Below are 5,090 nucleotides of genomic sequence, written 5' to 3'. Positions count from 1 at the left end.
TTACAACAAGAAAGAATAGCTCACCTTAAAGAATATAAAAAAGGTATGATGCAGAGAATATTTAGCCAAGAAATAAGATTTAAAGATGAAAATGGCCAAGATTATCCTGATTGGGAAGAGAAGAAGTTGGGAGAAGTGGTTAAAAGAAAAAAAGGCAAGGTTGTCGAATTTACTAATAATGGGGAATATCCAGTGATTGAAATAGAATATTTTAACACAGGAAGAATAATGAACTACACAAACACGGACAATGGTGTTTGGTGTGAAGAAAAAGATGTTTTATTATTATGGGATGGATCACAATCCGGAAATATATTTACAAATATAAGTGGGATTGTAGGTTCTACGATAATGCGTTTAAGACCTATTAATGTGAATAATGTTTTTCTAACATTAGCCCTAAAACATGATAAATTATATATTAAGAGTATACGGGAAGGTTCTGGTATACCTCATATACCTAAAGATTTTCTTACTCATTATGTTGTCAATCTCCCTTCCCTACCAGAACAACAAAAAATAGCTAACTTTCTATCCTCAATAGACAAAAAAATAGAATTAGAAGAAGAAAAGTTAACTAAACTTAAAGAACTTAAAAAAGGATTAATGCAGAGGATGTTTGTGTAGAGCAATAAGATATGCAATAGTTCAAGCAGTATCTATCTATGAATCAAATAATAGTTGTATGAATATACCAAAAGAACGGGTAGATTAGGAGTAGTTCACACTGCATTATGTATATAATTGACTTTTTACAAAATCAGTAATATAATCGAATTGAGCCAAAAAATAATTAAAAAGGGGAGCTAGATTAATCTGGCTGAGAGGAAGCTATACTGTTTCGACCCATAACCTGAACTGGATAATGCCAGCGGAGGGAAATATTGATTAGATTATAATATTTTATACCCTTTGTCCAGTTTAGGAGAAAGGGTATTTTTATGTATTCGAGAGTATAGTTTTTGCTATGATGGGCTAACTAAGAAAAAGGAGGAATACAAATGCCAAATGTTAATGTGAGTTTACAAGTTTTGCCAAGGGTTCCAGATGAACATATTTATGATGTTGTGGATAAGGTTATTGAGCTTATTCAAGAGTCAGGAGTTAAATACGAAGTAGGACCAATGTAAACAACAATAGAAGGAGAGCTTGATCTTCTTTTAGAAATTGTCAAAAAAGCTCAGGAGGTTTGTATAAAAGAAGGAGCAACTAGAGTGATATCTATGGTTAAAATAGATTACAAACCAGAAGAAGCAGGTAAAATTTTAGTAAAATATGTACCAGAATTAGAGGAGAAAATGGTAATAGCAAGTCAAAAATATTTAGCAAAGGAATATAAGGCAGAAGCTCCAAAATGGGGAGAAATGAAGAAAGAAGTTTGGACAACTTATGGTAAATGGATGTTTGATAATGGATTATTAGAAAATGAACTAAAGGCATCCATACTTTTTATTACCCACGATATTGATGAAGCTATTTTTCTATCTGATAAAATATATGTTTTCTCAGAAAGGCCTGCATCTATTAAGTCTATATTTGAAGTAAACATAAATAGACCGAGGGACAATAATACTTTTACTAGCATGGAATTCAATCAAATGAAAAAGGAAATATTAAATTTGTTATAGGAGGTTAAAACATGGCTATCTTTGATAATGAAGCGATTAATTATGACCAGTGGTATGAATCGAAATTAGGGGAATTTGTAGATAAGGTAGAAACAGAATTAGCTTTTTCCCTTTTTAAACCTACTTCAGGAATGAAAATATTAGACGTAGGCTGTGGAACAGGAAACTTTAGTATTAAACTAGCTGAAATGGGCTGTAAGGTTGTAGGCATAGACATATCAGAACAAATGCTTAATAAAGCAAGAAAGAAATCCAAAGATAAGGGACTAGATATTGAATTTCATTCTATGGATATATATAATATAAACTTCCCTAACGAAAGTTTTGATGGAGTTTTTTCTATGGCAGCCTTTGAGTTTATAAAGGAGCCCCAAAAAGCATATGATGAAATGTATAGAGTGTTAAAGAAAAATGGAAACTTGCTAATCGGTACAATTAATAGAGATAGCAAATGGGGAGAGCTTTATCTTTCAAAGCCATTCCAAGAGAATAGTGTATTTAAATATGCAGATTTTAAATCTATGGATGATTTAAAATCATGGAATATTAAGGAAGTTGTTGATAGTGGAGAGTGCTTATTTATTCCACCTAATATAGAAGAAAAGGATATTAGTATAGAACTTGAAAAACAACTTTCATCTAGTGAAAGAGGAGGGTTCATATGTGCACTATGGAAAAAGGAAGCATAATTTCTTGTCAAATTACCTATTTCCCTATCGATTCAAAAAAATATTTAGATGAGATCGATGAAGTATTAGATTTAATTAAAGACTCAGGTTTAGACCATAATGTAGATATTTTATCTACTACAATTAGGGGAGAAGCAGATAAAATATTTAACTTAATTGCTAATATTCATAAGGAAATGTCACATAAAAATTGTAATTATACTATGAATATTATGGTTTCTAACATTTGTGGTTGTGGATTATAATAAATAAAAAGACCTTAGGCGAAATCATCTACTTTGAGTGAATTCTCTTTTCTGGTAAGGATTAAAATAAGATTTAAACCAGAAAAGAGAATTTTTAATTTATTACAGATATACAAAACCCTATAATAATTGCAGTTAATAAATTAGGATTATTAAAAGATATTAAGATGATTAAAAACAATTGTACTATATATATAATTAAAATATAATAATTATATACTCTTAATATAAAAAAATCATTATGCTAGGAAGTGACAAAATGAACAAAAGAAAGACTATAGCTGGAATATTTTTAATAGCTTTTTTATCAATAACTGTTATGTCTATTATAGACGGTATTGTGAATCCTGGTTATATGTATAAATCCGCTATAAAAATAATTATGTTTTTGCTAATTCCATTAATATATACTGCATATGACAATACCATTAATCTTAAAGATATATTTAAGGTTAAGAGTAAGAAAAAGTTATTTGCATCAATATTTCTTGGGATATTAGTATATATCATAATACTTAGCGCTTATCTAATGTTAAAAGAATTTATAGATTTAAACATTATCAAGAATATATTAGCAGAAAATCTTAAAGTAAATAAAGATAATTTTATTTTTGTAGCATTATATATTTCATTTATTAATTCTCTACTAGAAGAATTTTTCTTTAGGGGATTTATATTTTTGAATCTCAAAAAGTTAATTATATCAAAATATGCATATATTATATCTGCCTTGGCTTTTTCAATTTATCATGTAGCTATAATGAGTAGTTGGTTTAGTCCATTGATTTTTCTATTGGCAATGGTAGGTTTATTTGTAGGTGGAATAATTTTTAATTATCTTAATGAATCAAGTTCAAACATATATAGCTCTTGGCTAGTCCATATGATGGCTAATTTTGCTATAAATACTATTGGATTTATTATGTTTTACGCAGAAATCGGTTATTAATGCTTTTTAAGTAATTTAATAGCTCCGTTATGTTGGGAAACTGATTGCATTACTATTGTACTTTGCTAATGGTTTTTTATGAAACCCTGTTTCCAAAAGACTTATGTAAAATGATGTGCATAATGGGTGACACATAAACGGGTTGACACATAGGTCAACCCCTACAGTATTGGAAACATCATATATTGTAGGGATGGACCTATGTGTCCATCCGGTTTCATACGACACATGATTTACAATTGGCATCGCAATGGTTCTAGCATATATAATGGTTGTGCGTAGGGGCAGACCCATGTGTCTGCCCTCTAATGATAAGACACATCATTTATAATATCTATACCTTGATAAAACAAACTGTTAAGAATACTTGGTTTGAACATTGTTTACATGTATACAATGTAACTAGAAACTATCGCATATTTTACCCCTTAAATTCATTAATTGCTCTTTTAACAACTGATTTTCTTCTTCTAGTAACTTAAGACGTTTGTTTTTACAGGCAATTAAAATATCTTTACTAGATTCCGTCATATTAGCTTTAGATGTTTGTTTTTTATTGATACGATTTTGGTAGTGTAAAACAATCTGTGCTTTTAGAATTCGATAGCTACAGATGCTTCCATCTGTGTCCTCAGCCATAGTTTCCCTTAGGCTCTACTCTACTACCTTCTATATTAACTTAAAGAACTTTCAATTCCAAAGCCTATAAGACCCCCAAGGATTATTAACATAAGTATTATCAGCATAAGTACTCTGTCATATTGATTATTTTTAATATTAATAAATAAAGCTCTTATACATATAAAATAAATACTTCCTACAATAATTAAAGTGTAGCTAAGAAGACCATATTTATATATGTACCATTTCAATATATCAGTAATGAAATTTAAATTAGGTGCCAATGAATTCAATCCCACTTTGTGTACCTCCTAAAGGGCTTGGAGAAAACAATGAATCTTCTAACTATTATAGATAACATAAAATTATTTTTTATGCAAAAGCATTTTCTTTTAGTTTTGTGATCAAGTGAGTCAATAATATTCCTAAAATTGCAGGAAACATCCAACCAAAGCCACTATCAGCAAATGGAAAGGTTTGCATAAACTCTCCTATAAAAGAGGTATTGACGCCCATAGCAGACAGTCCATCTATTAAGCTTACACAAAATGTACCAATAGTTGCACCTAAATAAATCTTTTTGTTTTCAATTAAATTATCAAATACATTTATAATAACTAATACAATAGCGATTGGATATACTACTTTCAAAATAGGATCTGCAAAAGTGATTATATTTTCAACACCGATATTTGAAATGACTATACTTACTATGGTAGATATTATAACAATGGTTTTATAATTAAATTTTTCTTTGCTTATACGACTAAAGAAGTATCCTACAGTGGCAGTAAGACCAACAGATGTAGTAAGACATGCTGAATAAACACATATGCCTAATACTATTTTGCCTAAATTACCTAGAATTGTTTCTGTTATATTAGTAGTCAAAAAGACTTTCTCTATTCCTTGTGGAAATATAGAGCTACCAGTAGCTCCTAAATATAAAAGACCTCCA

Annotated in this window: 7 protein-coding genes, 1 pseudogene and 1 riboswitch; of the genes and pseudogenes, 5 read left to right on the top strand and 3 right to left on the bottom strand. The window is 29.5% G+C overall.

The features are described from left to right. The 5 genes and pseudogenes from VK998_RS07425 to VK998_RS07405 form a co-directional block, all read left to right on the top strand. On the top strand, positions 1 to 627 hold a 627-nt coding region (locus VK998_RS07425), incomplete at its 5' end, for a restriction endonuclease subunit S (RefSeq protein ID WP_325227150.1). A 162-nt stretch (positions 628 to 789) separates the two neighbouring features. Continuing rightward, positions 790 to 899, top strand: a riboswitch (TPP riboswitch). 102 nt (positions 900 to 1,001) lie between these two features. Next, positions 1,002 to 1,628, top strand: a pseudogene (locus tag VK998_RS07420) (thiamine-binding protein). An 11-nt stretch (positions 1,629 to 1,639) separates the two neighbouring features. Further along, positions 1,640 to 2,317: a class I SAM-dependent methyltransferase gene (locus tag VK998_RS07415; RefSeq protein ID WP_325227147.1), complete on the top strand. Its 678-nt coding sequence runs from the start codon at positions 1,640 to 1,642 to the stop codon at positions 2,315 to 2,317. After that, entirely contained in the window at positions 2,290 to 2,562 is a 273-nt protein-coding gene (locus VK998_RS07410) for a YkoF family thiamine/hydroxymethylpyrimidine-binding protein (RefSeq protein WP_325227144.1), read from the top strand. The genes VK998_RS07415 and VK998_RS07410 overlap by 28 nt, the downstream gene beginning before the upstream one ends. Before the next feature lie 259 nt (positions 2,563 to 2,821). After that, positions 2,822 to 3,511, top strand: coding sequence for a CPBP family intramembrane glutamic endopeptidase (locus VK998_RS07405; protein WP_325227142.1), 690 nt, complete (start codon positions 2,822 to 2,824; stop codon positions 3,509 to 3,511). 402 nt (positions 3,512 to 3,913) lie between these two features. Here VK998_RS07405 and VK998_RS07400 read toward each other — a convergent pair whose 3' ends face one another. The 3 genes from VK998_RS07400 to VK998_RS07390 form a co-directional block, all read right to left on the bottom strand. Next, a complete protein-coding gene (locus VK998_RS07400) occupies positions 3,914 to 4,042 on the bottom strand; it encodes a hypothetical protein (protein ID WP_325227140.1) in 129 nt (42 codons plus the stop codon). 143 nt (positions 4,043 to 4,185) lie between these two features. Then, positions 4,186 to 4,431, bottom strand: a complete 246-nt coding sequence (locus VK998_RS07395; protein ID WP_325227137.1) for a hypothetical protein — start codon at positions 4,429 to 4,431, stop codon at positions 4,186 to 4,188. Positions 4,432 to 4,504: 73 nt separating this feature from the next. Further along, positions 4,505 to 5,090: branched-chain amino acid transport system II carrier protein (locus VK998_RS07390; RefSeq protein ID WP_325227133.1), on the bottom strand; the 586-nt coding region annotated here is incomplete at its 5' end.

The organism is Schnuerera sp. (assembly GCF_035459645.1).
Taxonomy (GTDB): Bacteria; Bacillota; Clostridia; order Tissierellales; family Tepidimicrobiaceae; genus Schnuerera.
The sequence above is the reverse complement of the archived record's forward strand: the minus strand, read 5'-3'. Positions and strand labels throughout refer to the sequence as shown.